Source organism: Asanoa sp. WMMD1127 (genome assembly GCF_029626225.1).
In the GTDB taxonomy this organism is placed as follows: domain Bacteria; phylum Actinomycetota; class Actinomycetes; order Mycobacteriales; family Micromonosporaceae; genus Asanoa.
In genome coordinates, this window is the sequence record NZ_JARUBP010000001.1 from 2,163,349 (window position 1) to 2,189,372 (window position 26,024).

Genomic DNA, 26,024 nt, shown 5'->3' on the forward strand with positions numbered 1-26,024 from the left:
TCGCGCCCCTAGCCGAGGGCCCGGTCGAGGGGTAGCTGCGCTGCCTGCGCTGATTGGGTAGAGTGGTCCCGCCTGCGGGTGTAGTTCAATGGCAGAACATCAGCTTCCCAAGCTGACAGTGCGGGTTCGATTCCCGTCACCCGCTCCATCGCTCATGTCCGCCACGAACGCGGACATGAGCGTTTCCGCATTCCTACTCCGGGGCCGAGCCCCGGACCCCACGGTCTGGTGGTTGCGGCTCGCGCGTTTGGGTCGCCTGCTTCGTGGCTCAGGTCGGTAACGACGCAGAGGTTGCCGAGCCCCGGACGCCCCGAGGTCTGGTGGTTGCGGTTGCTGCGTCGGCAACAGGCAGCGCTCCCGCGCCGTCCCGCGTCTCCGCGCCGTCCCGCGTCTCCGCGCCGTCCCGCGTCTCCGCGCCGTCCCGCGTCTCCGCGCCGTCCCGCGTCTCCGCGCCGTCCCGCGTCTCCGCGCCGTCCCGCGTCTCCGCGCCGTCCCGCGTCTCCGCGCCGTCCCGCGTCTCCGCGCCGTCCCGCGTCTCCGCGCCGTCCCGCGTCTCCACGCCGCCCGCCTCGCGGGTTGGTGTTTGCGCTTGTTCGGTTGGCTTTGGTCTGGTCCTGATTCGGCGGCGACCTTTTCGTCGCCCGCTTCTTCGCTCAGGTCCGTAACAATGCGGACGCTGGCGGTCTGCTCTAGGTCGTGTCGTGGACCTCGTGGCGTTGTGTGTCCGGTGGTTGGCCCCGATGACGCTCGGCGCGAATTCGGCTCGCTCCGCCTGTTCGGAGTGCGGGAGCATCAGGGGTGTGGATGTTGTCGTGCAGCGGGTTTGTACGACGTGGAGTAAGCGGGCGCGTGGGGGTTCGCTTGCCGCGGCGCGGAATGCCGCGGCCGTCGCGTTTGAGCTGCCTGCCGAACGGGCGCCGCTGTTTCATGACGTCGTGCAGGACGAGGAGGACGACTTCGTTCCTCGGGCGCGAGTGCTCTTCGAGTGCCCGCCGCCCGCCTCCTTCGGTTTGCGGCTGGTTGGCGGCTCGCTTCGAGTGCGGCTGCCTGACGGCTTCGGGGCGCCCGTCCGCGCTCATCGGCCGGTGGTGATGGTGGGACCCGGCGAATGGCTTCGGTGGCAGACCAACAATCGCTACTCCTCGTCGACCGGCATGGCCGGCTGGCACTACAACCTCGTGACCGTCAACATCGCCTTCGGGGCAGTCCCTCGCGACACCTTTCTGGGTCGGCCGGCCCACCTCATTGACGAGCGCGCGGCCCTGCGGTGACGCTCGAACGGTCGATCGCCGAGGGAGGCTTGCGTGCGGGTGGTGATGGCGACCTCGGCCGGGGAGGTCGGGGCGGTCAACGAAGACCTTTTTGTCGCCTTGCCGCAGGCGGCGGTGTTGCTCGACGGGGCCGGCATGCGGGGCATCGAGGAGATCTGTCGGCACGGGGTCGCCTGGTACACCGCTCGCCTCGGCGGTGAGCTGATCGCCCGCTTGGCCCTCGACGACGGGCGCGAGTTGACCTCCATCGTCGGTGAGGCGATCGGGGCCGTGGCTGACGCTCATCGGGAAACCTGCGACCTGGGCGATCCGAGCAGCCCGTCGGCGACCGTCGCGATTCTTCGGGTGACCGCCGGCCGGGCCGATCATTTCGTGCTCGGCGACTCCGTTCTGTTGCTGGACGACGTCGTGGTGCACGATCGCCGGGAGGTCGACGTTCGGGAGCGGTTCGGGGCTGACTACGAGGCCGCGGCCGACGGCAGCCGCGAGAAGGAACGGGCGCGGGAGGCGTACATCCGGGAGTTGCGGGCCCGCCGCAACCAGCCCGGTGGGTTCTGGCTCGCGAAGGAAGACCCGGCCGCGGCGGCCGAGGCGATCATCGGCACCCGGCCCGTCGCTGATCTCACCGACGCCGTGCTGCTCACTAACGGGGCCAGCCGGATCGTCGATCGTTTCGGGCAGACCGACTGGCCGGGTGCGCTGGCGATCATCCGCGACGACGGCCCAATGGAGATCATCAGGCGGGTACGCGAGGCCGAGCGCGCCACCGGCGTACCCCCGGATGATGCGACCGTCGCCCACTGCACCGACCTCGCCAACGCGCGCTGAGCCCCGGCCTATGGTCGGAAGGGGAGGCGACCAATGGCCAGCTCATGGAAATCGCTGCCGGGCGCCAAGGCCTACCGGGTGCTCGAATCCGGGCCCACGATCCTGCTCTCGACGCGCAACAGAGCCGGGCGGGCCGACCTGATGACCGTCGGTTTCCACATGGTGATCTCGCACGAAGGGGTGCTCGGCGCGGTCGTGTCGCCGGGGGACTTCTCGCAGGCTTCGCTCGCGGAGACCGGTGAGTGCGTCATCGGGGTGCCGGGCGTCGACCTCGCGGAGAAGGTGGTCGACATCGGGAACTGCTCGGGGTACGACGTCGACAAGTTCGAGTGAGCTTGACCCGGTTTCCCGGACACTTCTGGTGTGGTGATCACGCCGCGGTGGCTAGATCGGTGTGGTGTCGTTCGTAGTCGATCGGGGACAGGTTGCCAAGGGCCGAGTGCCGTCGGCGTGGGTTGTACCAGGCCTCGATCCACTCGAAGATGGCGTTGGCCAGCTCCTGACGGTTGCCCCAAGGTTGGCGGTCGAGGAGCTCGAGCTGCATGGAGCCGAAGAACGATTCGACCAGGCTGTTGTCGTAGCAGTCACCGATCGAGCCCATCGAGCCGAGCAGCCCGGCCGTGCGTAGCCGGTGCCCGAACGCCCAACTGGTGTATTGGGTGCCGTGGTCGGAGTGGACCACGGTCTGTCCGGCCACCGGTCGGCGGCGCCAGCGGGCCATGTCCAGGGCGTCGACGACCAGCTCCGTGCGTAGGTGGTCGGCGATCGACCAGCCCACGACCCGGCGGGCGAACACGTCCAGGACGACCGCGCAGTAGACCCAGCCCTGCCCGGTGCGGTGTTGGGTGATGTCGGTGACCCACAGCGCGTCTGGACGGTTGGCGACGAACCGGCGGTTGACCAGATCCGCTGAGGGTGTGGCGGCCGGATCCCTGACGGTGCAACCCCTTCGCCGCCGCCGATACACCCCTTCGAGGCCGTCGGCGCGCATCAGCCGAGCGACCCGTTTACGGCCGCATCGGACCCCGGCCGCCAGGCGCAGCTCGGCATGGACCCGCGGCGCGCCGTAGCTACCGCGGGACATCTGATGGATCTCGCGGATCGTGCGGGTGAGCGCCTCATCGGCCATCGCCCGCCGGCTGGGCCCACGCCGGCGCCAGTGGTGGAACCCGGCCCTCGACACGCCCAGCACCCGGCAGCACACCGCCACCGGTATGCCGTCGGCGGTGAGCTCTACGACGACCGGGTAGATCATTTTGGGAGGACGTTCTCCCGCGCGAAATAGGCCGCGGCCCGGCGCAGGATCTCGTTCTCCACCTCCAGACGCCGCTTCTCCTTACGCAGCGCGGCCAGCTCCTTGCGTTCCTCGCTGGTCAACCCCTCACGCCTGCCGGCGTCCCGGTCAGCCTGGGCCAACCAGTTACGCAGGCACGACTCGGAGATCCCCAAGCCTTTCGCGACCTGCGCGATCGGCTGCTCCCTCAACCGGGCCAACTCGACCGCACGCTCACGGAACTCCGGCGGGTGTGGTGCAGGCATCCGAACTCCTCCCTCGGCGACAGTCTCGCCTCAGATCAGGTGTCCGGGAAAGCGGGTCAAGCTCAGAGCGGTTCGAGCTGACGCAGAAACCTGGCTGTCGCGTCGACGCCCCGCTGGTCGACGAGTGTCTGGCCAATGTGGAGTGCACGGTGCTGGACGACTCGCTCGCCGACGCGTACAGCGGGCTCGTGATCCTCAACGCCGAGCAGGTCTGGGTCAACCAGGGCCGCGGCGAGCACCGGACCTTCCACCACAACGGCGACGGCACCTTCAACGCCGACGGTGACCTGATCGACCTCCGCGACCACATGGTCCTCTGGAAGGCCTACCAGGACTAAGTGTTTTGCCCAGTGCGGCCTGCGACGGGCCAGCCGCGTCTGGTGGTGGCCCGGAATCACCCGCATACAACACCGGTATCCAGGCAATTCCGGGCCACCCCCAGACGACACCTGGACTCCGTCTCGGCTCACGCTGATCGGCAGGACAGCCCTTAGCTCACCAGATGACCACCGCGCCGCCGGCCTTGCGGGCGCGGGCTATCGCGGTGGCGATGTTGCGCACGTGCTGCGCCACGAAGGAAGGGTCGCGGCCGACCGAGGCCGACACGTAGCCGAGGTTGTCGAGGAGCAGGGCGCAGTCGGCTTCCAGGGCGTCGAGCTCGGCCGGCGTTTCCGCATAGACGTCCTGGGTCGCCAGCGTCGGCAGCATGCGCGCGCCGAGGGCCACCACGCACGGTGAGCCGTAGATGCTGGTGCGGGCCGTCGTCGGGCCGGCCAGGTCGGAGCCGGCCGGGCCGTCGAGGAAGACCATTTCGTCGGCCGGGCCGCGGACGTATGCGTGCACGAGGAGGCTCATCGCCGTCGATAGTTACATACCGGCGACGCTCCGCGTATACAACTAGGTGGTTGTGCAAAGGGCTGGTTGTGGATAGGGTCGACGAGTGACCACCGACGAGCTCAGCCTGGTCTTCGCCGCCCTGGCCGATCCGACCCGGCGCGCCATTCTTGAGCGACTCGCGAAGGGTGACGCCACCGTCAACCAGCTCGCCGAGCCGTTCGCGATGAGCCAGCAGGCGATCTCCAAGCACGTCAAGGTGCTGGAAAAGGCCCGGCTGGTGTCGCGTACGCGGGACGCCCAGTCCCGGCCCTGCGCGCTTGACGCGGTCCGGCTCGACGCCGCCGCCGGCTGGATAGCCGAGCACCGCAAGGTCTGGGCGGACCGCTACGACCGGCTCGACGAGCACCTGACAAGCCTGCGCACGAAGGAAGCAGAATGACTGAGACCGGCGAGTTGACCTACCGCCGCGTGCACGACGCGCCGCCAGACTTGATCTTCGAGTGCATGACCACGCCGGAGCACCTCACCCATTTCTGGGGGCCGACCGGCACCACGACGCCACTCGACGGGATCGTCGTCGACCTGCGACCCGGCGGCGCCTTCGAGACGACCATGGTCAACGACCGCGACGGCAGCAGTTACACGATGCGGGCGACCTACGTCGAGATCGAGCGCCCGCGCCGGCTCGTGTGGGTCGAGGCCGAGTCCCACGGCGGCATGCGGACCACGGTCACCTTCAGCGCGCTCGCCGACGGCCGCACCGAGGTGGTCACCCACCAGACCAACGTTCCTGAGGCATACCGCAGCGCCGCGGCCCAGGCCGGCTTCCAGACCAGCCTCGACCGCTTCGCGGCATACCTCGACACCTTCAGAGGGGGTACGCAATGAGCAAGCTGACATCAACCGACGGCACGACGATCGCGTACGAACGCAGCGGCAGCGGCCCGCCGGTGATCCTGGTCGACGGGGCGATGTGCTACCGCGCGTCCGGCCCGATGCGCCCGCTGGCGGCCGTGCTTTCCGACCATTTCACGGTGTACGCGTACGACCGCCGTGGCCGGGGCGACAGCGGTGACACGGCGCCGTACGCGGTGGCGCGCGAGATCGACGATCTGCGTGCACTGGTGGCCGAGGCGGGTGGCGACGCGTACGCGTACGGCATCTCGTCGGGCGCCGCCCTGCTGCTGCACGCCGCGGCCGCCGGAGTGGCCTTCGAGAAGTTGGCGCTGTTCGAGCCGCCGTTCGTCTCGGAGACCGACGGCGGGTCGTGGAGCCGCGACTACACGGAGCGGCTGACCCGGCTGCTGTCGGCCGGCCGCAACGGTGACGCGATCGAGCTGTTCATGACCTCGGTCGGGATGCCGGCGGAGATGGTCGCGGGGATGCGCGGGCAGCCGTTCTGGGCGGTCTTCGAGGCGGTGGCGCCGACCCTGGCCTACGACAACGCGGTGATGGGCGACTCGTCGGTGCCGCGCTCGGTCGCCGAGCTGGTGCGGGTGCCGACGCTGGTGGCGGCCGGTGGAGCGAGTCCGGACAACCTCAGGGTCGCGGCCAAGGCGACGGCGGACGCGGTCCCCGGCGCGGTCCATCGTGAACTCGCCGGCCAGACGCACGACGTGCAACCCGATGCGTTGGGTCCGGTGTTGCTGGAGTTCTTCACCGGCCGATAGGGCCGACGTGCTCAGGTCGGACGCCGAGGCCGACGACCCGGGCGGCGAGTTGCTGCAATCGGGGGGTCCGGTCGACGAGCCGCACAGGGCGCGGCACGTTGACCGGCCCGGTTGCGTGCAAAAGGGGATCGACGATGCGGCGCTGCGCGAGCCGCTGCCCGGCCTGGGTCACCGCGGTCGGGAACCGCCGACGCCGCTCCACCTTGGACAGATCACCGTCGGTCAACGTGCCGGCGGGCCAGCGCCGGACCGAGGATGCGGGCTGCCGCCACGGCGTCCTGGACAGCGAGGTTGATCCCGACGCCGCCGATCGGCGACATGGCGTGCGCCGCGTCGCCGATCAGCAGGGCACCCGGCGCCCACCAGCGGCGGAGCCGGTCCAGCTTGACGGTCAACAGCCGCACGTCGTCCCAGCTCCTCAGCTCGCCGACGCGATCGCCGAGGTGCGGCGCCCGGGCGGCGACACGGTCGCGGAAGGCGTCGAGCCCGGCGGCGCGTACCTCGTCGTAGCCGCCCTTGGCGATCACATAGGCGCACTGGAAGTAGTCGCCGCGGTCGATGCAGAGCATGAGCCCGCCGGCGCCGACCCGCATGTCGAGCCCGGCCGGCTCGTCGGGCCGGCGGGAGATGCGAAACCGCAGCACATCCATCGGCGCCCCGAACTCACGGGAGGCCAGGCCGAGCCGTTCCCGGACAACGGATGTGCGCCCGTCGCAGCCAACGGTGAGCCGGGCCCGTACCTCGCGGCCGTCCTTGGTCCTGACGCCGGCCACCCTGCCGTCGCCGTCGCGCAGCAGGTCGACGACCTCGGTCGAGCGCAGCAGGGTGAAGTTCGGCAGCTTGGCCGCCTCGTCGGCGAGGAGGTCGAGGAAATCCCACTGCGGCAGGAACAGGATGTACGGATGCCGCCCGGGCAACCGGCTGAAGTCGGCGACCCGCACGGTCCCGTCGTCGAACGTGGCCCGCAGCGCGTCCACCTTGCGCCCGGGCCGCTCCGCGATGGCGGCGCCCAGACCGATCTCGTCGAGCAGCGTCAGCGTCGACGGGTGGACGGTGTCACCGCGGAAGTCGCGCAGAAAGTCGGCATGCTTCTCGAGCACGACAACCTCGACACCCTGCCGCGCGAGCAACAACCCCAGCACAACCCCGGCCGGCCCACCACCGGCAACACACACCGTTGTCTCGACGACGTCCTCCTAGATCAGACGTCACCACGCTATGACCACGAACCGCGCAACGCATCCGCTGGGCGGCCGGGGCGTGCGCGAGGGCTGCGGGATACGAGGACCTACGGCCGAGCCGATGGCTCGCCGGAGCGCGCTAGCGGCGCACTTCTCCCTCGCGGACCCCGTCGAGGAACTCGCTCCACGCTGAGCGAGAGAACGCCATGACCGGCCCTTCACGGTCTTTCGAGTCACGCACGAGCACCCGACCGTCGAGCGCGGCGACCTCCACGCATGCGCCGGTCGAGCACCTACTAAGCCATTTGACCCGACTCTGATCTTTGGACATGAGTCACGCTCCCTAGTAGTGACCTACGCACAGCGTAAGCAACGACTGGAACGCAGGGAACGTGAGTGAACGCAGTGAGTGCTGGCAATGTCGGGGATTGCGGCGAAATGCGATTTTTGTGGTAATTGGAACGACCTGGATTGTGAGCCGCGTTCGGCGCTGTACCGAGTACGCGAAGTTCACGGCTCACAACCGCCACTAGTTTGCGTGGAATCGGCCAGCCTTGATGTCAATCATGAAGTCGGTCCAGACACCCTTGGGGAAGGCTAACGGCGTGCCTTCGGGCGACTTGGAGTCCCGCATGAGCACATTCTCCACCGCATCGGCGACTTCGACGCAGGCGCCGGACGCGCATCGGCTGCTCTTGCGCCATGAGATGGCCGCACTCGACTCGTTCAACGTTCTATGCCTTTCGTTCGCTATAGGTTGGTCAGGCCAACGCGGTGGCGTGGTCCTTGATTAGCCCCGCCGAGGTTGTCTCGTCGTGCGCACTGCTCCACAAGCGGTCGAAGATTCCCCGATGCCGCTTGATTTTCTCCTTGTCCTCGACGATCTCGTCGAGAATGTCACTTTCCCTGTAGAGCAGCGCGTCATCGTCCTCGTTTCCGAGACTGATGAGCTCAAAGGTCCCCAGCATGGGAATCGTCGCCTGCTCGACGAAGGGAATGATTTTGACGGCGATTCGCCCTTCGCCGACGAGGTTCAGCAGATGCTCGAGCTGGTCTCGCAACACATCGGCGCCGCCGACCTGGCGGGAAAGCACGGACTCGTCGAGCAGCACGTAGACGGCGGTTGACCGGTCCGCCGTGAGGAACTTCTGCCGGCGCATCTCGCGAACGCGCAACCGCGCCTCTATCGCATCTTCGCTGAGCTCCCCGGCGAAGGTGTGCAGCACCGCCTGGGTATAGGCGGGCGTCTGAAGGCGGCCCGGCACGACCATGGGATAGAAATAGCGAATCTCGGTGGCCTCGACCTCGAGTTGCACCAGCTGCACCATGTTGGCGGTGAGGAGGTCGCGGACGGCCGGCTCCTCCCACCATTGGCGACGCTGCTTCGACAACTTCGCGGAAGTGACCAGCGCTTCGACCTGGCTCCTATCCTTGATGCCAAGGAAGCTGAGAAGGGGCCTGAGGTCGTTCTGCGAGATGGTGACTTCGCCGTTCTCGATGCGCATCACTTTGGACAGTGACCACTCCATGGCTTCGGCCACGTCACCCTGGGTAATGCCTTTGGCTTCGCGAGCCCGCCGGACTGCCAGACGCACGCGGCGGCGTGCGCCGGCTGGCGAGTCGCTCGAGGCCATCAGTGGCGCTCCTGTCCAGCTAAGAGCGCGCGTCGGCTTACGGCGGGAAGCCGTGTCGCTGTCTGCGCCAACTCGGGCAGTGAGGTCGCTTGCCAGCGTAAGTTGCGCGGATGTCGCCTGTCTGCCGGACGCGCGGGTCAGGCACATTATGCATCGCGAGGTACCTCACCGCTATCCCGCTACCAGCTATATCGCAGATCGGCACATGAGACGCCGAGGGTGGGCCGGTCCACCCTCGGCGCCGTTTGGGGCAGCTCAGCGTTCGAGCTCGCGTAGCCACGTTTTGGTCAGGCTCTGGCGGTGGTGCTCTTCGACCGCTCGCACGAGGGCCCGCCGGACCTGGCCGAAGCGCGTCGCGTGGGTGGTGCTGTAGAGGCAGATGTCCGTCGCGCCGTGGACGGCCCGCAGTTGGTAGGTGCGTGGGGCCACCCGTAGGCAGGCGCCGGTTGCCAGGACGGGCACGGCCACCGCCAGCAGCATGGCGGTGTGGACCAGCACTGAGTCGTGCAGTGGCCAGGCGACGGTGCCGGCCACGACGGTGCCGATGGCGAAGCGGCCGGTCACCACGCCGGCGGGGTGTCGGTCGCCGCGGACGACGTAGGGGTCGGCCAAGTCCTTGATGGGGAAGTGGACCGGGCAAGAGCCCAGGACGGTGAACGCCTTGTCGGTGATCCACACGTCCGGACCGGGATAGTAGGTGGGCATCTGACCTCCTCCCGGGTTGTAGCTACGTCTATTGCACCTGGGAACCCCGCTCTCCGCTAGATGCCAATCTGCGATATAGCAGATAGCGCCATACCCATCTGTGATCTCCCGGGGTGATAGCTGGCTCTAGCTGCGCAAACCTCGGTCTAAGGTGCCTGAGTGCCAACTCCGCGCTTCATAACCGACATCCGCCACCAGATCGGACACGCCCCGCTCTGGCTGCCGGGCGTCAGCGCCGTCGTCCGCAACGACCGCGGCGAGATCCTGCTCGGCCGCCGCGCCGACACCGGCCGCTGGTCACTCATCTCCGGCATCCCCGAGCCGGGTGAGGAGCCGGCCGCCGCGATCGTGCGGGAGGTCGAGGAAGAAACGGGCGTACGCGTCGCGCCCGAGCGGATCACCTCGGTGACCGTCTCGCCGGAGGTCACCTATCCCAACGGCGACCGATGCCAGTACCTCAACATCACCTTCGCCTGCCGGGCCCTGACCGCGGACGCGACCGTCAACGACGACGAGTCGCTCGACGTCGGCTGGTTCCCCGCAGACGACCACCCACCGCTCGACGAGATCGCCACCCTGCGGCTCGCACGCGCGCTGGCGGACGAGACCGCCGCCTGGTTCGCGATCTAGCCGAGGTCGGCCGCCGTCAACAGCGACCGGAGGCGAAGCGAGCGCGCCAACGACGGCGGCGCCGCGTCGACGATCGCCGCGCACCCGACGGCGGTCGCACCCCGCGCCGCCACCACCTCGTAGAGCGCCCGCACCTGCGCCCCGGTCGCCACCCAGTCGTCGACCACCAGCACCCGGTCCGACGGCCGGATCTGCCGCTCCCGCACCCCCAGCCGCAGCTCCCGCCCGCGATAGTCCGGCGGCGTACGCGCCCACGTCACCCGGTCGACCAACCGCCGATCGCCGCCGTCCTTGACGGCCGGCGCGAAACCGACGCCCAGCGCCACCGCGACCAGCGGCCCGACCAGGAACCCGGTGACCTCCGGCGATACCACGAGCGTCGGCGAGGAATCGGCGTACAGCGCCGCCAGCGCCGGCCCAACCGACGCCAGCAACGCCGGCGAATGCCACCAACCGGACACATCGGAGACCAGGTGATCCGAGAACGCTCCCGGGTCGAACCAGTGGAACGCCTCGGCGAGGGCGGCGCGCAACGACTCGTCCCGCAGTGGTGGAGAGGTGGCCACAAGACCATCCTGCACACCGGCACCCAAGGACCACCGCGGGGTCAGTCGATCGGTTGAACGTTTCGGTCCATATTCGGGCGAAAGCCAATGATCACGTTGACATCAGACGTACCACTCTGCGTACGGTCCGTGGCGGTTCACCCCCGGCGGAAGGAGCCCGAGATCGTGGCGGGTAGGCATACCAGGCAGCGGGCCACAGCGTCGCTGTTCGGACCGCTGGCGACCGCGGTGGTCGTCCTGGCATTGCTGGTCAGTGGCGCTTTCGGCGCGCTCAAGCTGACCGAGGAGAAGGCCGCGCAGACGGTCGGCACCATGGATGTTCCACAATCGACCGACCCGGCACCCCCTGCGGACGAGCCGTCACCCAGCGTGACAAGCGCCGCGCCGACGCCTACGACGAGCCCCAAGCCCAAGCCGAGCAAGACCCCCGAGCACGCCTCCCGCGGCAGCGTCCGCGCCCCGGCCAGCAAGAAGCCCACGCCGGCGAAGACGTCGAGCAAGCCAACGGAAAACAGCGACAGCGGCGACGTGGTCGGCAGCGGCAGCTGCGGCGCCTCCTACTACGACGAGGGCCAGCTCACCGCCAACGGCGAGACCTTCGACCCCGAGGCGCTCACCGCCGCGCACAAGACCCTGGCCTTCAACACGCGCGTACGGGTGACCAACCCGAGCAACGGCAAGTCCGTGGTGGTCCGCATCAACGACCGCGGCCCGTTCGTCGACGGGCGGTGCATCGACCTGTCCCGCGCCGCGTTCCGCGCCATCGCCAACCTCAGCCAGGGTGAGTTGACCGTCAAGTACGAAGTGCTGGGCAACTGACGGAGGCACCCGACAGGACTGACCGAGACGGTCAGAACCGGATGTCCGAGGGGCCAACTTCGTTCAGTACGGCACGTGGATCAGGCATGCTGTTCGGCGTACCCATGCAGTTCTCCCCGCCGGGCCGCCGCCCGCTCAGCCCTGGATCCCGCGCCGGTCTCGGCGCGGCCGTCGTGCTGCTCGCGATCGTGTCGGCCGTGGAGATCGCCGACGGCAGTGGCGCCAACTACGTCGGCCTGGTCGCCGCGGCCCCGTTCCTGGCGGCCGCGTTCGCCTCGTGGCGGATGGTGCTGGTCGTCGGCGTGCTGGCCACGGTGGTCGGGATCGGGTTCGCCATCGCCGCCCGCGGCGTCACCCTGGCGACGGGCGTCAACGTCGTCGGCGTCGCGCTGGCCACGGCGATCGCGGCGGTGGTCGCGGTGATCCGCGAGCGGCAGGCGACGCGGATCGCCGAACTGTCCAAACTGGCCCAGGTCGCCCAGCAGGCGGTGCTCCGCCCGATCGAGCCGCAGATGGGCTCCCTCTCCGTCGCCGGCCGCTACATCTCGGCCACGGCGACCGCCGAGATCGGCGGCGACCTCTACGAGTGCCTGGATACGCCGTACGGCGTCCGCATCATCATCGGCGACGTGCGCGGCAAGGGCCTCGACGCCGTCCGCACCGCGAGCATCGTGCTCGGCTCCTACCGGCACGTGGCCTACGAGCGGGCGGACCTGCGGGCGATCGTCGCCGACCTGGACCGGGCGGTGGCGCGCAGCGTGGGCGACGAGGACTTCGTCACCGCGGCCATGGTGGAGGAACGCGGCGGGACGCTGACGATCGTCAACTGTGGGCACCCGGCGCCGCTGCTGCTGCGCCGGGGCGAGGTCATTCCCCTCGAGCCGCCGGCGCCGGCGCCGCCGCTGGGTTTCATGCCGGTCGTCCGCCCCCGGGTCGAGCGCCTCGAGCCGGGCGACCGGCTGCTGCTGTTCACCGACGGGCTGGGCGAGGCGCGCCGGGAGGGCGAGTTCTTCCCGATCGCCGACCGCGCGTGGCGGCTGCTCGGCCACGGCACGGTCGGCGACGGTCTGGCGTCACTGGAGACGGCGCTGGTCGAGTGGGTGCACGGGCGGCTCGACGACGACATCGCCGTCGTCCTGCTCGAGTACGCCGGTCAACGCCCGGTCACCACCGTCAGCGTCCCCAGTTGGGAAGTCGGCAGCGAGTAACGTTCAGGGCTGCTTCGCGGCCGCCAGTCGTGGCACCTGGACCGCGGCGATGGCCCGGGCGGTGGTCTCGGGCGCGCGGTGCCGACCGACGTAGCCGGCGCGCGGGTTGAGCAGCAGGGCAGCGAGATGGGCGAGAGTCATCGGGGACCTCCTGCGTCGTGCGCCCTCGGGCGCGGGTAACCACCAAACGACCCCGCGCTGCGTACGGTGACGCAACTGTCGGCGCGCCGACTTGACTCCACCCAATATCGACCCCCATAAGCCGATAAAGCGCTTCAAAAGGGACGCCACGATGTGATTACTGTGGCACCGGTCACCAAGGACGCCCCTTTGTGAGTCCTACTCGCAGGTAATAACCTGGGTTACTGACGGGTAACCAACGCCGCTGGGATCGGGGAACCGACGCACATGACGCACTACAAGAGCAACCTGCGCGACATCGAGTTCAACCTCTTCGAGGTCTTCGGCGCCGGTCAGGTCCTCGGTCAGGCGCCGTTCGCCGACATCGACGCCGACACGGCCCGCAACTTCCTGGTCGAGCTCGACCGGTTCGCCCGCGAAGACCTGGCGGCCAGCTACACCGACAGCGACCGCAACCCGCCGGTGTTCGACCCGGCCACCCACAGCGCGCCGCTGCCCGAGGCCTTCCGCCGCTCGTACCACCGCTTCATGGACGCCGAGTTCTGGCGCCTAGACCTGCCGACGGAGCTCGGCGGCACCTCCGCGCCGCGCGCCCTGTGGTGGTCGCTGGCCGAGCTGATCCTGGGCTCCAACGCGCCGATCTGGATGTACGCGTCCGGCCCGTCGTTCGCGACCACGCTGCACCGCGAGGGCACCGACCGGCAGAAGAAGTGGGCCGAGCTGTTCATCGAAAAGGGCTGGGCGTCGACCATGGTGCTCACCGAGCCCGACGCCGGCTCCGACGTGGGCGCCGGCCGCACCCGGGCCGTCCCGCAGCCCGACGGCTCGTGGCACATCGAGGGCGTCAAGCGGTTCATCACCTCCGGCGAGCACGACCTGAGCGAGAACATCGTCCACTACGTGCTGGCCCGCCCGGTCGGCGTCGAGGGCGTCGGCGGTCCGGGCACCAAGGGCCTGTCGCTGTTCGTCGTGCCGAAGTTCCACTTCGACGAGGAGACCGGTGAGCTCGGCGAGCGCAACGGCGTGTTCGCCACCAACGTCGAGCACAAGATGGGCATCAAGGTCTCCAACACCTGCGAGCTGACCTTCGGCGAGCACGGCGTCCCGGCCAAGGGCTGGCTGATGGGCGACGTCCACGAGGGCATCCGGCAGATGTTCCTGATCATCGAGTACGCCCGGATGATGGTCGGCACCAAGGCCATCGCGACGTTGTCGACGGGCTACCTCAACGCGCTGGACTACGCCAAGGAGCGCGTGCAGGGCGCCGACCTCCTGCGCCAGGCCGACAAGGCCGCGCCGCGGGTCACCATCGCGCACCACCCGGACGTACGCCGGTCGCTGATGCTGCAGAAGTCGTACGCCGAGGGCATGCGCGCTCTGGTGGTCTACACCGCGAGCTGGCAGGACAAGATCAAGCTGGCCGCGCACGCCGGCGACGCCGAGGCGGAGAAGCTGGCCAAGCGGGTCAACGACTTCCTGCTGCCGATCGTCAAGGGTCTCGGCTCGGAGCGGGCCTACGAGCTGCTCGGCTCGGAGTCCCTGCAGACCTTCGGCGGTTCGGGCTTCCTGCAGGACTACCCGCTGGAGCAGTACGTCCGCGACGCGAAGATCGACACCCTCTACGAGGGCACGACCGCGATCCAGAGCCTCGACCTGGTGTTCCGCAAGATCGTCAAGGACCAGGGCGGCGCGCTGATGGCCGTGGCCGGCGAGATCCAGCAGTTCATCGAGTCCGAGGGCGGCAACGGCCAGCTCAAGGAGGAGCGGCTCGCGCTGGGCAAGGCGCTGGTCGAGGCCCAGACCATGCTGGGCGTGATGACCGGCTGGCTCGGCGAGGCGGCCACCGACCCGCGGGCGATCTACAAGATCGGCCTGTCGAGCCGGCGGTTCCTGCTCGCGGTCGGCGATCTGATCGTCGGCTGGCTCCTCCAGCGGCAGGCGGACGTGGCGCTGCGCAAGCTGGCCGAGGGCCCGGATGCCTTCTACACGGGCAAGGTCGCCGCCGCCCGGTTCTTCGCCCGCGAGGTGCTGCCCCGCCTCGGCGCCGACCGCCGCATCATCGAGAACACCACGCTCGACCTGATGGACCTCCCGGAGGAATCCTTCTAGCCGGCGCTGGCACGATTGACGGGTGACTCCACGCGTACGGGCGCCCCAGCTGAAGGGCCGCGGTTGGCTCAACACCGGCGGCCGGGGACTGTCGATCGGCGATCTGCGCGGCAAGATCGTGCTGCTCGACTTCTGGACCTTCTGCTGCATCAACTGCCTGCACGTGCTCGACGAGCTGCGTCCGCTCGAGGAGAAGTACGGCGACGTGCTCGTCGTGATCGGGGTGCACTCGCCGAAGTTCGAGCACGAGCGTGACGCGGAGGCGTTGCGGGCCGCGGTGGAGCGCTACGAGGTGCACCACCCGGTGCTGGACGACCCGGAGCTGGTCACCTGGGACCAGTACGCGGCCAAGGCCTGGCCCACGCTGACCGTCGTCGACCCCGAGGGTTACGTCGTGGCGACGATGGCCGGCGAGGGCCACGCCGAGGGGCTCGGCCGGCTGGTCGACGAGCTGGTCGCCACCCACGAGGCCAAGGGCACGCTGCACCGCGGCGACGGCCCTTACGTCGCGCCGGAGGCGGCGCACACGACGTTGCGCTTCCCGGGCAAGGCCGTCGTGCTGCCCGACGGCCACCTGCTGGTCTCGGACTCGTCCCGGCACTCGCTGGTGGAGCTCGAGGCCGACGGCGAGACCGTCGTGCGGCGGATCGGCACGGGCACCCGCGGGCGCGCCGACGGCGGCCCGGACAAGGCCGAGTTCGCCGAGCCGCAGGGCCTCTGCCTGCTGCCGCCGGAGCTCGCCTCCACCGTCGGCTACGACGTCGTCGTCGCCGACACCGTCAACCACCTGCTCCGCGGCCTCACGCTGGCCACCGGCGAGGTCGTCACCCTCGCCGGCAGCGGGCGGCAGTGGCGGTCGACCGTCGACGACCACGCGCACGACGCGCTGGCCAGCGACCTCTCCTCTCCTTGGGACGTCGCCTGGTACGACGACCAGGTCGTCATCGCGATGGCCGGCATCCACCAGCTCTGGTGGTACGACCCGATCAAGCGCACCACCGGCGTCTACGCCGGCACCACGGTCGAGGCGCTGCGCGACGGCCCGCTGCCCGACGTCTGGATGGCCCAGCCCTCCGGCCTGTCCACCTCGGCCGACGGCCGCCGGCTGTGGGTGGCCGACAGCGAGACCAGCGCCCTGCGCTACGTCGAGGACGGCGCGCTGCACACCGCGGTCGGGCAGGGCCTGTTCGACTTCGGCCACATGGACGGGCCGGCCGACCAGGCGCTGCTGCAGCACCCGCTCGGCGTCTGCGCGCTGGCCGACGGGTCGGTGCTGGTCGCCGACACCTACAACGGCGCGGTGCGCCGCTTCGACCCGGTCGCCGACGAGGTCTCGACGCTGGCCGACGGGCTGGCCGAGCCCAGCGACATCGTCGTCACCCCGGCCGGCGACCTGATCGTCGTCGAGTCGGCCGGGCACCGGTTGACGGCGCTCGCGGCCCGCGGTGCGACCGCGCCGGGCACCCGGCACCGCACCGAACGCCCGCCGACCGTGGTGGCCGCGGGCGAGGTCACCCTCGACGTCATCTTCACGCCGGCGCCGGGCCAGAAGCTCGACGAGTCGTTCGGTCCGTCGACCCGGCTCACCGTTTCGGCGTCGCCGCCCGAACTGCTGCTCGAGGGCGACGGGGCGACCACCGACCTGAGCCGTCGCCTGGTCATCGCCGAGGGCGTCGACGGTGGCGTCCTCCAGGTGGTCGCCCAGGCCGCCACCTGCGACGCGGAGGCCGAGCACGCGGCCTGCCACCTGACCCGACAGGACTGGGGCGTCCCGATCAAGGTCAGCGCCGACGGTACGCAGCGTCTGGCGCTCGTCCTCCGCGGCCTCGACGAGACTCAGGCCTGACCCGCGAACGGCGCCAGCGGGATGCCGGCGCCGGTGAGGGCGTCGCGGATCCGGCGGGCCAGGTCGGCCGCACCGCGCGTGTCGCTGTGCAGGCAGATCGACGCCACGCGCAGCGGGATCACCGAGCCGTCGACCGCGGTCACGGTGCCTTCGCGGGCCAGCCGCAGGGCCCGGTGCACGACCGCGTCCGGGTCGTCGACCACCGCGCCGGGTTGGCTGCGGGAGACCAGCCGGCCGTCCGGCTCGTACGCCCGGTCGGCGAAGCCCTCGGCGATCACGCTGAGGCCGGCGCCCACGGCGATCTCGGCCAGCGTGGAACCAGGCCCGCACAGCAGCGGCAGCGAACGGTCGTAGTCGCGGATCGCCGCGACCACCGCCGCCGCCTGGGCCTCGTCGACCGCGGCCACGTTGTAGAGCGCGCCGTGCGGCTTGACGTACCGGACCGCCTTGCCGGCCACCCGGCAGAACGCGTCGAGGGCGCCGATCTGATAGATCACGTCGTCGCGCAGCTCGTCGAACGCGTAGTCGATCCGTCGCCGCCCGAACCCGACCAGGTCCCGGTAGCTCACCTGGGCCCCCACGGCGACTCCCCGGGCCGCGGCCGTCGCGCAGACCCGCCGCATCGTCGCCGGATCGCCGCCGTGGAAGCCGCACGCGACGTTGGCCGACGTGATCACGTCGAGCAGGGCGTCGTCGTCACCGAGCTTCCAGACGCCGAAGCCCTCGGCCATGTCAGCGTTCAGGTCCATGAAATCTGACGGTACTGCCCGGGCGGGCCTGAGCCAGGGCGGTTACGTCGGTGACCACCGCGATCACCGGATATCCGCCGGTGGTCGGGTGGTCGGCCAGGAACACCAGCGGCTGACCGTCGGCCGGCACCTGCACCGCACCGAGCACGACGCCCTCGCTGGGCAACTCGCCGGCGTCCGCGCGGGCCAGCGCCGCGCCGGCCAGCCGGGCGCCGACGCGGTTGCTCTGCGGACTCACGGCGTACGCCGTGGTCAGCAGCGTCTCGACCGCCTCGGCGGTGAACCAGTCGTGCCGGGGCCCGAGCACCACCGGCAGCACGATCTCCGCGGGGGCCGGCGGAGTTGCCTTCAGGCGAGCGACGGCCCCGACCGGCGACCCCACGCGGAGCAGGTCGCCGTCGCGGAGGCGGGGAGGGCCGAGGCCGGAGAGCGTGTCGGTCGAGCGGCTGCCGAGCACCGGTGGCACGTCGAGCCCGCCGGCGACCGCGACGTAGGAGCGCACTCCGGCCGTCGCCCGCCCGACGTCGACCAGGGCGCCCGCCGGCACCTCGACCGCCTCGTCCGGGCCGACCTCGGCGCCGTCGACGCGGACCCGCGCGGTCGCGCCGGTCACGGCGATCGTCCCGTCCGCGACCAGCCGGAACGCGCAGCCGGTCAGCGTCGTCTCCAGGCCGGCCGCACCGGGCGGGTTGCCGACCAGCGCATTGGCCCGGCGCAGCGCCGGCCCGTCCAGGGCCCCGGACCGCGGGACGCCGAGATGCGCGTACCCGGGGCGACCGAGGTCCTGCACCGTCGTGAGCGCACCGGCGCGGACCACCCTCATGCCCGCACCAGCCGGACCCGCGTGCCGGGCGTGAGCAGGGCGGGCGGCTCTCGGTCGACGTCGAACAGGGTGACCTCGGTGCGGCCGACCAGCTGCCATCCGCCCGGGGACGCGGTGGGATAGATGCCGGCGTAGGGGCCGGCCAGGCCGACCGAGCCGGCCGGCACCGACGTGCGGGGCGAGGCGAGCCGGGGCACCGACAGCGACGGCGGCAGCCCGGTCAGATAGCCGAAGCCCGGAGCGAAGCCGCAGAACGCGACGCGGAACTCGGTGGCGGCCAGACGCGAGATCACCGTGGGTACGGGCAGCGACCACAGCGCGCCGACGGCCTCGAGGTCCGGTCCGTCGTACACCACAGGTATGGAAAGGAGATCGCCCGACGATTCCGCCGCTGCCGGCGGCGGCGCCCAACTGGTGACCAGCGAGGCCGCCCGCGGGTCGATGCCGTCGAGCAGCACCGTGCGCGCCCCCGGGACGATTTCGGTCACCGCCAACTCGCCCGCGGCCCGGCGCCGCCACAGCTCCGCCCGCCAGGACTCGACCTCGTCCGGTGGGCACTCGATCAGGAGTCCGGTCGCGCCGACCCGATGGATGCGCAGCACCGTTCCATTGTCGACGCGGCGCGTGGCAACCTTCACACCGGTGAAGCCGCGCGGACTTACAGACTCCTGTCAGCCCAGGTCGGTAGCCTGATCCGGTGACGACGTCCACCCGATCCCGGATGCGGCCCGTCGACCTCGGCAAGCCGCGCATGCGTGGCTGGTTGCACGCTTACGCGTCCTTTGTCGCGGTCGTGGCCGGGGTCGTGCTCTGCGCTATCGCGGCGACCCGCCCGGGCTGGTCCCCGTTGGTCAGCTGCGTCGTCTACAGCATCACCGTGTGTGCGCTGTTCGGCACCAGCGCGTTATATCACCGCCGCGTCTGGTCGGAGCGCGGCTACCAGGTCATGCGCCGGCTCGACCACTCGATGATCTTCATCTTCATCGCGGGCACCTACACGCCGTTCTGCGTGCTGCTGCTGCCGACCCGCACAGCGACGATCATCCTGGGCATCGTCTGGGCCGGTGCCGTGGGCGGGGTGATGCTCAAGCTTTTAAGACCGCACGGTTCGCGGTGGCTGTCGGCGCCCCTCTACCTCGCGCTCGGCTGGGTCGCCCTGGCCGTCCTGCCCGACATCGCCCGCAACGGCGGGCTGGCCTGCCTGTTGCTGCTGCTCGCGGGCGGCGTGGCCTACACGGTCGGCGCGATCTTCTATGCGATGCGGCGCCCCAATCCCTGGCCGACCGTCTTCGGCCACCACGAGTTCTTCCACGCCTGCACGCTGATCGCGGCCATCTGCCACCACGTCGCGATCTACCTGGCCCTGTTCGCCACATAGTTGTGGCCCCCCGCCAGGTGGGGGGCCACAAGACTATTGAGCGTCAGTACGCGCGATCGTCGCGCCGCACCTCGTGGTACTCCTCGACCCGGCCCTGGGCGGGCGGGGGCGGCGGAGCCGCGGGGCTGTAGGGCGGGGCGGGGGGAGTGGCGCGGGTGTCCCGCACGACGGTGGTCCGCCGGCGGCTCTGCCAGAACCACGTGGTCAGGAGCAAACCGACGAGGCCGGCCAGCATGAGCACCACGCCAACCACGTCGAGGTCGAGCCAGCCCACGTTGACGTCCAGCGCGAACGTGAAGATCGCCCCGACGGCGATGAGGAAGATGCTGCCACCAATGCCCACTGTGGTCGCCTCCTTCGTGATGCGTAGAGCGGGCGGGCACAGTCCGTCTTACCCATGTGCGCCGGAGCCCAATCAGGCAAGCTGTCAGGCATGACGGAGCGGAGGATCCTGCTGGTCCGGCACGCCAAGGCCGACCGGCCCGAGGGCGTCGCCGACGTGGACCGCCCGCTCACCCCGCGCGGGCACGCCGACGCGGGTGCGGTCGGCGCCTGGCTGGCGCACCGTGGCTACCGGCCCGAGCTGGTGATCTGCTCGCCGGCGAAGCGCACCCGGCAGACCTGGCACGGCATCGCGCTCGGGTTGGCCGACGCGGCCGGCGCCGAGGCGCCGTCACCGGAGGTCGACTACCGTCCCGAGGTCTACGACGGCGAGGCCCCGGAGTTCCTCGAGCTGCTCCAGGGCGTCGACGACGCGGTCGGCACCGTCATGGTCATCGGGCACAACCCGTCGGTGTCGGTCGTGTCCGAGCTGCTCGACCCCGAGAACGGCGCCGACCTGCGTACGAGCGGGATCGCCGCCCACGGCTTCGAGGGCGCGTGGGACCAGGCCGGCCCGGGTCGCGCGCCGCTGATCGAGACGCACACCGCCCGCGGTTAGGGGGTGCCCGGCGGCCGCCACTGGGGTCGCAGCACGGCCGGCGGGCGGTCCCAGAGCTTGCGGATGACCGGCGGGCGGGGCGCTCGGAGCCGCGGCGGCCGGACCGGCGGCGGGGCGAGCCGCGGGACCTGTGGCCTGCGTACCCGTGGGCGATGGGGGATTTCGACATCGCGGACGATCCGCTGCGGCCGCACCCGTGGCCGGGTCGGCCGATGCTTCGGCGCGGGGCATTTCGGCCGGTGGGCGCGCTCGGCGGCGCGGGCGGGCGGCCCGGCGGCGGCGCGCGCCGGCCGGGGGACCCGCTGCCGCACCGGCTCGCGCGCGGGCGCGGCGGCACCGGTCGGCGCCGGTGCGGTGGCCAGCGGCACGGGCGGCTCGACCACTCCCGGCCGGATCGGGATGACCACGACCGGCCCGGGCGACGGCGGCGGGATGAACGGCGTGGTCCCACCGAACTCGTCGCCGGCCACCGCGTCACCGACGGACCCGGCGCCGGGACCGATCGCGGCCAGGATGGGCAGCGACGACGTCACCGCCAGGGCCAGCACGATCAGGGCATAGCGGCGGCCCGGGCCGCTCAGGCCGGCGGTGCGATGTCGGCCGCCCGGCGGCGGCCAGGGGGCGTGGTCGGGCACGACCGAAACTCCTCGTCTGCAGACAAGACGCGGCGAAGAACCGGGGTAAAGAGTCCTATTCGGTCATCGCGTCCGGCCACCAGGGTTGCGCAGTTACGCTCGGTTTGCCAGTCATCTACAGCGTGTCTATGTGCCAACTTCAACAAAGCGTTTACCAGGCAGGGTCGATCATGGAGAGTGTCAACCAGCCTGTGGGACCGCCCCCGGCAATGCGAGGATGGAGACGACGGCAACGTGGCCGTGGCCTCAAGCACATCCCTGCGGCGGGCACGGAACGCGATGTCGGCTCCCAACCGCGCGGCGGCCCCACCGGGTCAGGCGCGGTGAGGTAGGGCCGGTCGGCGAAGCCGGCGGGCGACGAAGCTGCGCGGTCGGGACACCCCCGGCACCGCACCACAGACAGGGAGACACGGATGGCCAAGGGAGGCTCGCCCCCCGACGGGGAGCTTGTCCAGTTGCTCACCCCAGAGGGTGAGCGGATCGAGTCGGTGACCGGATCCGACGGCACGGTCTACCGGGCCGACTTCACCGATGAGGAATACCGCGGGCTCTACCGCGATCTGGTGATCGTCCGGAAGCTGGACGCCGAGGCCACCGCGCTCCAGCGCCAGGGTGAGCTGGGCATCTGGGCCAGCCTGCTCGGCCAGGAAGCCGCCCAGGTCGGCTCCGGCCGCGCCCTGCGCGCCCAGGACATGGCGTTCCCGACCTACCGCGAGCACGGCGTCCTCTACTGCCGCGGTATCGACCCGATCATGCCACTTGGCCTGTTCCGCGGTGTCGACCAGGGCGGTTGGGATCCCAACGAGTTCAAGTTCAACATGTACACGATCGTCATCGGGGCGCAGACCCTGCACGCGACCGGGTACGCCATGGGCGTGACCATGGACGGCAAGACCGGCACCGACGACGGTGAGGCGGTCATCGCCTACTTCGGCGACGGCGCGACCAGCCAGGGTGACGTCAACGAGGCGTTCATCTGGGCCGGCGTGTTCAACGCCCCGCTGGTGTTCTTCTGCCAGAACAACCAGTACGCGATCTCCGAACCGCTCGAGCGGCAGACCCGCATCCCTCTCTACCGTCGCGCCGCCGGTTTCGGCTTCCCCGGCATCCGCGTCGACGGCAACGACGTGCTCGCGTCGTACGCGGTCACCCGCGCCGCGCTCGACCACGCCCGGCTCGGCCAGGGCCCCACCCTGATCGAGGCCTACACCTACCGGATGGGCGCGCACACCACCAACGACGACCCGACCCGCTACCGCATCGCCAGCGAGGTCGAGGCCTGGCAGGCCAAGGACCCGATCAAGCGGCTGCGCGCCTTCCTCGAGAAGTCGCAGGTCGCCGACGCGGCGTTCTTCGCCGAGGTCGACGAGCAGGCCAAGCGGGAGTCCCTGCACCTGCGCGAGCGGGTGCTCGAAATGCCCGACCCGTCCCCGATGACGTTGTTCGACAACGTCTACCCCAACGGCTCACCCCTGGTCGACCAGGAGCGCGAGCGGTTCGGGCAGTACCTTGCCTCGTTCGAGGGGAGCGCGCACTGATGGCCGAGAAGCTCACGATTGGTAAGGCGCTCACCCACGGCATGCGGCGCGCCCTGGAGAACGACCCCAAGGTCGTCATCATGGGCGAGGACGTCGGCAAGCTGGGCGGCGTCTTCCGGATCACCGACGGCCTGCAGAAGGACTTCGGCGAGGACCGGGTGATCGACACGCCGCTGGCCGAGTCCGGCATCATCGGCACCGCCGTCGGCCTCGCGATCCGTGGCTACCGCCCGGTCTGCGAGATCCAGTTCGACGGCTTCGTCTATCCCGCGTACGACCAGATCGTCTCGCAGGTCGCGAAGATGCACTTCCGGTCGCAGGGCAAAGTGCGGCTGCCGATCGTCATCCGGATCCCGTTCGGTGGCGGCATCGGCGCGGTCGAGCACCACTCCGAGTCGCCGGAGGCCTATTTCGCGCACACCGCGGGCCTCAAGGTGGTCGCCTGCTCGTCGCCGGAAGACGCGTACTACATGATCCAGCAGGCGATCGCGTCCGACGACCCGATCGTCTTCCTGGAGCCGAAGCGGCGCTACTGGGAGAAGGGCGAGGTCGACCTCGACCGCGATCTGTCGTCCGCCTACCCGCTGCACGCCTCGCGCACGGTGCGCTCCGGCACGGACGTGACCGTGCTCGCGTACGGGCCGATGGTGCGCACCGCGCTCGACGCGGCCGCGGCGGCGCAGGAGGACGGGCGGTCGATCGAGGTGATCGACCTGCGCTCGCTCTCGCCGCTCGACATGGGCCCGGTCTTCGAGTCGGTCCGGCGCACCGGCCGGTGCGTGGTCGTGCACGAGGCGCCGAGCAACGTCGGCATGGGCGCGGAGCTCGCGGCCCGGGTCACCGAGGAGTGCTTCTACTCCCTGGAGGCCCCGGTGCTGCGGGTGACCGGCTTCAACACGCCGTACCCCGCGGCTAGGGTCGAAGAGGAATACCTGCCCGACCTTGACCGCGTGCTCGACGCCGTCGACCGCTCCTTCGGCTGGTGACCGCGATGTCCCGCATGAAAACGTTCAACCTGCCCGACCTCGGTGAGGGGTTGGTCGAGGGCGAGATCATCAAGTGGCTCGTCGGAGTCGGCGACGAGATCGAGCTCAACCAGCCGATCGTCGAGGTCGAGACGGCCAAGGCGGCGGTCGAGATCCCGGCGAAGTGGGCCGGCAAGGTCGTCGAGATCCACCACCCCGAGAGCACGACCGTCGAGGTGGGCAGCCCGATCATCACGATCGACACCGACCCGGCCGCGGGCGCCGCCCCGGAGCCGTCGGCGGCCTCGCTGGCCGCGGTCGACGTGGCGCCGGCCGAGGGTTCCGTCGAGCCGGGGCTGATCGGCAGCCCGGCGCCCAAGGCCGACGCGGTGCTGGTCGGTTACGGGCCCAAGGCGCCGTCGGTGAAGCGGCGGCCGCGCAAGACCGATGGCGTTGCGGCAGCGGCTCCGGCCGCGCCCGCTCCGGCCGCACGGGCTCAGGCCGCGCCGGCTCGGGTGGCGCCCGCCGCTACGGCCCCCGCGGCTCCGGTTGTGCCGGCGCCGGCCGCGCCCGTCGAGGCACCGGCACCCGCCCCCGGCGCCGGACGCACCGATCAGGTGGCGCTGGCGAAGCCCCCCGTCCGCAAGCTGGCCAAGGACCTGGGCGTCGATCTCGGCGCGCTGGTCGGCTCGGGTCCGCTGGGCTCGATCACGCGTGACGACGTGCTGGCCGCGCAGAACGGCAGCACCGCTCCGGCCGCGCCGGCGGTGACGCTGCCGGCCGGCGAGCGGGAGCAGCGCATCCCGGTCAAGGGCGTGCGCAAGTTGACCGCGGAGAACATGGTGGCGTCGGCGTTCACCGCGCCGCACGTCACGGTGTTCCTCACCGTCGACATGACCCGCACGATGCAGGCGATCGAGCGGCTGCGGGCGCTGCCCGACTGGCGCGAGGCGCGGATCTCCCCGCTGCTCCTCGTGGCCAAGGCGGTGCTGCTGGCCGCGAAGCGGCACCCGATGGTCAACTCGACGTGGGCCGGCGACGAGATCGTCGTCAAGGACTACGTCAACCTGGGCATCGCGGCGGCGACCGAGCGCGGGCTGATCGTGCCCAACATCAAGGACGCGGGGCGGCTGTCGCTGCGCGAGCTGGCGGATGCGATGACCGCGCTGGTGCAGACGGCCAAGACGGGCAAGACACCGCCGGCCGACATGTCCGGCGGCACGCTCACCATCACCAACGTCGGCGTGTTCGGCGTCGACGCGGGTACGCCGATCCTGCCGCCCGGTGAGTCGGCCATCCTCGCGTTCGGAGCGGTGCGCGATACGCCGTGGGTGCACGAGGGCGAGATCCAGATCCGCAAGGTCACGCAGCTCGCTTTGTCGTTCGACCACCGCATCATCGACGGTGAGCTCGGCGCCAAGTTCCTGCGCGACGTGGGCGCGTTCCTCAGCGATCCCGAGGCGACGCTGCTTGCTTGGACCTGATTCGCGGCATTTGTCGGAGCCGGCGTGGTCTGCGGACCACGCCGGCTCCTTCGTTTCTTCTTCCGTCTATCTAGTCGATGACCTTCGTTTGTTCGGCGCGTGGCGCGGCTCACCTAATAATCAATGGCAAAGGACGGGTGGATGCGCTTCAATGGACAGTGACACCGGTTGGGGGCGACCGGTGCAGACCAGGGGAGCATCGCAATGAGCACCATGATGGACCGTTACCGCACGCACCGTAACCGGATGCGCCACATGCGCGCCCTCGAGCGCGCGCTGAGCGAGACCAACTCGCCGGCCGTCCGCGCCGAGATCATCGCGATCTCGCAGCGCACGCAGCGATAACTACGCCGCGTCAACCGCAGGCCCGTCCGGCTCGTCCGGGCGGGCCTTTCGTACCGGGACGGTTACCGAATCCGCCGTAGCGGTGCTGGTCACAGCACCGGGATTCCTACCTGTGGCACCGCCCGGTACGGTTGGTCCGGCTGCCCGCCGTCGGCTCGACGGCCGGGTCGCTGTTCCGCGATG

Annotated in this window: 31 protein-coding genes, 1 tRNA gene and 1 pseudogene; 19 read left to right on the forward strand and 14 right to left on the reverse strand. The window is 70.4% G+C overall.

Annotated features, from left to right (window positions below; all coding sequences use genetic code 11):
- Nucleotides 1–74 precede the first annotated feature (74 nt).
- The 4 genes from O7635_RS10380 to O7635_RS10395 all read left to right on the forward strand — a co-directional run bounded on the left by O7635_RS10380 (nt 75) and on the right by O7635_RS10395 (nt 2,432).
- Nucleotides 75–148: transfer RNA gene (locus tag O7635_RS10380), tRNA-Gly, on the forward strand.
- A gap of 652 nt (nt 149–800) precedes the next feature.
- Nucleotides 801–1,271: a hypothetical protein gene (locus O7635_RS10385; protein ID WP_278080203.1), complete on the forward strand. Its 471-nt coding sequence runs from the start codon at nt 801–803 to the stop codon at nt 1,269–1,271.
- Between the two features lie 33 nt (nt 1,272–1,304).
- Nucleotides 1,305–2,099: a hypothetical protein gene (locus tag O7635_RS10390; RefSeq protein WP_278080204.1), complete on the forward strand. Its 795-nt coding sequence runs from the start codon at nt 1,305–1,307 to the stop codon at nt 2,097–2,099.
- Between the two features lie 33 nt (nt 2,100–2,132).
- Nucleotides 2,133–2,432, forward strand: a complete 300-nt coding sequence (locus O7635_RS10395; RefSeq protein ID WP_278080205.1) for a hypothetical protein — start codon at nt 2,133–2,135, stop codon at nt 2,430–2,432.
- Nucleotides 2,433–2,469: 37 nt separating this feature from the next.
- Here the strand turns inward: O7635_RS10395 and O7635_RS10400 are convergent.
- Nucleotides 2,470–3,638, reverse strand: a protein-coding gene (locus tag O7635_RS10400) for an IS3 family transposase (protein WP_278079640.1) whose coding sequence is annotated in 2 segments (ribosomal slippage) — nt 2,470–3,389 and nt 3,389–3,638 — 1,170 coding nt in all. Because the reading frame shifts where the segments join, the coding sequence is not laid out codon by codon here.
- Nucleotides 3,639–3,787: 149 nt separating this feature from the next.
- Between O7635_RS10400 and O7635_RS38120 the strand changes: the two genes are divergently transcribed.
- The gene (locus O7635_RS38120) at nt 3,788–3,976 is read left to right on the forward strand and encodes a hypothetical protein (RefSeq protein WP_347405272.1); all 189 of its coding nucleotides are present in this window, start codon (nt 3,788–3,790) and stop codon (nt 3,974–3,976) included.
- A gap of 157 nt (nt 3,977–4,133) precedes the next feature.
- On the opposite strand, the gene O7635_RS10410 is transcribed toward O7635_RS38120, so the two are convergent.
- Nucleotides 4,134–4,493: a hypothetical protein gene (locus O7635_RS10410; protein WP_278080207.1), complete on the reverse strand. Its 360-nt coding sequence runs from the start codon at nt 4,491–4,493 to the stop codon at nt 4,134–4,136.
- Nucleotides 4,494–4,578: 85 nt separating this feature from the next.
- Here O7635_RS10410 and O7635_RS10415 point away from each other — a divergent pair, with 85 nt between their 5' ends.
- Genes O7635_RS10415 through O7635_RS10425 form a run of 3 tightly spaced genes read left to right on the forward strand, consistent with a single transcriptional unit; the run spans nt 4,579 to nt 6,145 of the window.
- A complete protein-coding gene (locus tag O7635_RS10415; protein ID WP_278080208.1) occupies nt 4,579–4,914 on the forward strand; it encodes a metalloregulator ArsR/SmtB family transcription factor in 336 nt (111 codons plus the stop codon).
- Nucleotides 4,911–5,363 (forward strand): SRPBCC domain-containing protein, encoded by a 453-nt coding sequence (locus tag O7635_RS10420; protein ID WP_278080209.1) that lies wholly within the window; start codon nt 4,911–4,913, stop codon nt 5,361–5,363. The genes O7635_RS10415 and O7635_RS10420 overlap by 4 nt, the downstream gene beginning before the upstream one ends.
- Entirely contained in the window at nt 5,360–6,145 is a 786-nt protein-coding gene (locus O7635_RS10425) for an alpha/beta hydrolase (protein WP_278080210.1), read from the forward strand. Before O7635_RS10420 ends, O7635_RS10425 begins: the two co-directional genes overlap by 4 nt.
- Here O7635_RS10425 and O7635_RS10435 read toward each other — a convergent pair.
- The 5 genes and pseudogenes from O7635_RS10435 to O7635_RS10455 form a co-directional block, all read right to left on the reverse strand.
- Nucleotides 6,132–7,320: pseudogene (locus O7635_RS10435) on the reverse strand (FAD-dependent oxidoreductase). The gene O7635_RS10425 and the pseudogene O7635_RS10435 overlap by 14 nt on opposite strands.
- Nucleotides 7,321–7,465: 145 nt before the next feature.
- Nucleotides 7,466–7,657, reverse strand: coding sequence for a DUF397 domain-containing protein (locus O7635_RS10440; RefSeq protein WP_278080213.1), 192 nt, complete (start codon nt 7,655–7,657; stop codon nt 7,466–7,468).
- Nucleotides 7,658–7,855: 198 nt separating this feature from the next.
- Complete coding sequence (locus O7635_RS10445; protein WP_278080214.1) at nt 7,856–8,056, reverse strand: DUF397 domain-containing protein; 201 nt, start codon at nt 8,054–8,056, stop codon at nt 7,856–7,858.
- A 31-nt stretch (nt 8,057–8,087) separates the two neighbouring features.
- Nucleotides 8,088–8,960, reverse strand: a complete 873-nt coding sequence (locus O7635_RS10450; RefSeq protein WP_278080215.1) for a helix-turn-helix transcriptional regulator — start codon at nt 8,958–8,960, stop codon at nt 8,088–8,090.
- Nucleotides 8,961–9,215: 255 nt separating this feature from the next.
- Nucleotides 9,216–9,665 (reverse strand): DUF6232 family protein, encoded by a 450-nt coding sequence (locus tag O7635_RS10455; RefSeq protein WP_278080216.1) that lies wholly within the window; start codon nt 9,663–9,665, stop codon nt 9,216–9,218.
- Nucleotides 9,666–9,824: 159 nt separating this feature from the next.
- Here O7635_RS10455 and O7635_RS10460 point away from each other — a divergent pair, with 159 nt between their 5' ends.
- Nucleotides 9,825–10,295, forward strand: a complete 471-nt coding sequence (locus O7635_RS10460; protein ID WP_278080217.1) for an NUDIX domain-containing protein — start codon at nt 9,825–9,827, stop codon at nt 10,293–10,295.
- Here O7635_RS10460 and O7635_RS10465 read toward each other — a convergent pair.
- Entirely contained in the window at nt 10,292–10,861 is a 570-nt protein-coding gene (locus tag O7635_RS10465; RefSeq protein ID WP_278080218.1) for a phosphoribosyltransferase family protein, read from the reverse strand. The two genes, O7635_RS10460 and O7635_RS10465, sit on opposite strands and share 4 nt — an antisense overlap.
- 165 nt (nt 10,862–11,026) lie before the next feature.
- Here O7635_RS10465 and O7635_RS10470 point away from each other — a divergent pair, with 165 nt between their 5' ends.
- Both O7635_RS10470 and O7635_RS10475 read left to right on the forward strand, forming a co-directional pair.
- On the forward strand, nt 11,027–11,680 hold the full coding sequence (locus O7635_RS10470; RefSeq protein ID WP_278080219.1) for a septal ring lytic transglycosylase RlpA family protein: 654 nt from the start codon (nt 11,027–11,029) through the stop codon (nt 11,678–11,680).
- Nucleotides 11,681–11,766: 86 nt separating this feature from the next.
- Nucleotides 11,767–12,888: a PP2C family protein-serine/threonine phosphatase gene (locus O7635_RS10475; protein WP_278080220.1), complete on the forward strand. Its 1,122-nt coding sequence runs from the start codon at nt 11,767–11,769 to the stop codon at nt 12,886–12,888.
- 3 nt (nt 12,889–12,891) lie between these two features.
- Here the strand turns inward: O7635_RS10475 and O7635_RS10480 are convergent, their stop codons facing one another.
- On the reverse strand, nt 12,892–13,029 hold the full coding sequence (locus O7635_RS10480; protein WP_278080221.1) for a hypothetical protein: 138 nt from the start codon (nt 13,027–13,029) through the stop codon (nt 12,892–12,894).
- Nucleotides 13,030–13,296: 267 nt separating this feature from the next.
- On the opposite strand from O7635_RS10480, the gene O7635_RS10485 reads away from it, so the two are divergent.
- Both O7635_RS10485 and O7635_RS10490 read left to right on the forward strand, forming a co-directional pair.
- Nucleotides 13,297–15,138 (forward strand): acyl-CoA dehydrogenase, encoded by a 1,842-nt coding sequence (locus O7635_RS10485; RefSeq protein ID WP_278080222.1) that lies wholly within the window; start codon nt 13,297–13,299, stop codon nt 15,136–15,138.
- Nucleotides 15,139–15,160: 22 nt separating this feature from the next.
- Nucleotides 15,161–16,984 (forward strand): NHL domain-containing thioredoxin family protein, encoded by a 1,824-nt coding sequence (locus O7635_RS10490; protein WP_278080223.1) that lies wholly within the window; start codon nt 15,161–15,163, stop codon nt 16,982–16,984.
- Here the strand turns inward: O7635_RS10490 and O7635_RS10495 are convergent.
- The 3 genes from O7635_RS10495 to O7635_RS10505 are packed head-to-tail and all read right to left on the reverse strand — an operon-like array spanning nt 16,975 to nt 19,155.
- Nucleotides 16,975–17,733 (reverse strand): 5-oxoprolinase subunit PxpA, encoded by a 759-nt coding sequence (locus O7635_RS10495; protein ID WP_278080224.1) that lies wholly within the window; start codon nt 17,731–17,733, stop codon nt 16,975–16,977. The genes O7635_RS10490 and O7635_RS10495 overlap by 10 nt on opposite strands.
- Entirely contained in the window at nt 17,717–18,556 is an 840-nt protein-coding gene (locus tag O7635_RS10500) for a biotin-dependent carboxyltransferase family protein (protein ID WP_278080225.1), read from the reverse strand. The genes O7635_RS10495 and O7635_RS10500 overlap by 17 nt, the downstream gene beginning before the upstream one ends.
- On the reverse strand, nt 18,553–19,155 hold the full coding sequence (locus O7635_RS10505) for an allophanate hydrolase subunit 1 (RefSeq protein WP_278085432.1): 603 nt from the start codon (nt 19,153–19,155) through the stop codon (nt 18,553–18,555). Before O7635_RS10505 ends, O7635_RS10500 begins: the two co-directional genes overlap by 4 nt.
- A gap of 98 nt (nt 19,156–19,253) precedes the next feature.
- On the opposite strand from O7635_RS10505, the gene O7635_RS10510 reads away from it, so the two are divergent.
- Nucleotides 19,254–19,934, forward strand: coding sequence for a hemolysin III family protein (locus O7635_RS10510; protein WP_278080226.1), 681 nt, complete (start codon nt 19,254–19,256; stop codon nt 19,932–19,934).
- A gap of 43 nt (nt 19,935–19,977) precedes the next feature.
- Here the strand turns inward: O7635_RS10510 and O7635_RS10515 are convergent, their stop codons facing one another.
- The gene (locus tag O7635_RS10515; protein ID WP_278080227.1) at nt 19,978–20,277 is read right to left on the reverse strand and encodes a DUF6458 family protein; all 300 of its coding nucleotides are present in this window, start codon (nt 20,275–20,277) and stop codon (nt 19,978–19,980) included.
- A gap of 90 nt (nt 20,278–20,367) precedes the next feature.
- Here O7635_RS10515 and O7635_RS10520 point away from each other — a divergent pair, with 90 nt between their 5' ends.
- The gene (locus O7635_RS10520; protein WP_278080228.1) at nt 20,368–20,874 is read left to right on the forward strand and encodes a histidine phosphatase family protein; all 507 of its coding nucleotides are present in this window, start codon (nt 20,368–20,370) and stop codon (nt 20,872–20,874) included.
- On the opposite strand, the gene O7635_RS10525 is transcribed toward O7635_RS10520, so the two are convergent.
- Nucleotides 20,871–21,509 carry a hypothetical protein gene (locus O7635_RS10525; RefSeq protein ID WP_278080229.1) on the reverse strand — a complete coding sequence of 213 codons (639 nt, stop codon included), beginning with the start codon at nt 21,507–21,509 and terminating at the stop codon, nt 20,871–20,873. The genes O7635_RS10520 and O7635_RS10525 overlap by 4 nt on opposite strands.
- A 413-nt stretch (nt 21,510–21,922) precedes the next feature.
- Here O7635_RS10525 and pdhA point away from each other — a divergent pair, with 413 nt between their 5' ends.
- From pdhA to O7635_RS10545, 4 genes are all read left to right on the forward strand, one after another.
- Complete coding sequence (pdhA, locus tag O7635_RS10530; protein WP_278080230.1) at nt 21,923–23,047, forward strand: pyruvate dehydrogenase (acetyl-transferring) E1 component subunit alpha; 1,125 nt, start codon at nt 21,923–21,925, stop codon at nt 23,045–23,047.
- Entirely contained in the window at nt 23,044–24,033 is a 990-nt protein-coding gene (locus O7635_RS10535; RefSeq protein ID WP_278085433.1) for an alpha-ketoacid dehydrogenase subunit beta, read from the forward strand. The genes pdhA and O7635_RS10535 overlap by 4 nt, the downstream gene beginning before the upstream one ends.
- Before the next feature lie 5 nt (nt 24,034–24,038).
- Nucleotides 24,039–25,496, forward strand: a complete 1,458-nt coding sequence (locus tag O7635_RS10540) for a dihydrolipoamide acetyltransferase family protein (RefSeq protein WP_278080231.1) — start codon at nt 24,039–24,041, stop codon at nt 25,494–25,496.
- Nucleotides 25,497–25,700: 204 nt separating this feature from the next.
- Nucleotides 25,701–25,841, forward strand: coding sequence for a hypothetical protein (locus O7635_RS10545; protein WP_278080232.1), 141 nt, complete (start codon nt 25,701–25,703; stop codon nt 25,839–25,841).
- Nucleotides 25,842–26,024: the final 183 nt, after the last annotated feature.